Below are 374 nucleotides of genomic sequence, written 5' to 3'. Positions count from 1 at the left end.
CTTGGCGGTTGGCTTGGCTGGTTTCTCGGAGGTTACGATGGATTTTTATATGCCCTGATTGCCTTTGTTGTCATTGATTATCTGCTTGGTGTCATGTGCGCCATTATTGAGAAGCATTTATCCAGTGACGTTGGTGCTCGGGGCATCTTCAAGAAAGTCGTTATTTTTTCGTTGGTAGGCATTGCCCACATCATTGATCAGAACATTATCGGTGATGGTGGTGTTATCAGAACAGCAGTCATCTTCTTCTACCTATCCAATGAAGGAATCAGCATCATTGAAAATGCCACAAGACTAGGACTGCCTATTCCAGAAAAGCTCCGCGATGTTTTGGAACAACTTAAAGACGGTGGAGATAAAGATGGAACAAAGTA

1 protein-coding gene is annotated in these 374 nt (G+C 43.3%); it reads left to right on the top strand.

Going from position 1 to position 374, the window contains the following annotated elements:
* On the top strand, positions 1-374 hold a 374-nt coding region (locus ACOEN1_RS13525; protein WP_422487412.1), incomplete at both ends, for a phage holin family protein.

The sequence above is a fragment of the Gudongella sp. DL1XJH-153 genome (assembly GCF_049310905.1).
In the GTDB taxonomy this organism is placed as follows: domain Bacteria; phylum Bacillota; class Clostridia; order Tissierellales; family Tissierellaceae; genus Gudongella.
This window is presented reverse-complemented; position numbering and strand designations above follow the sequence as displayed.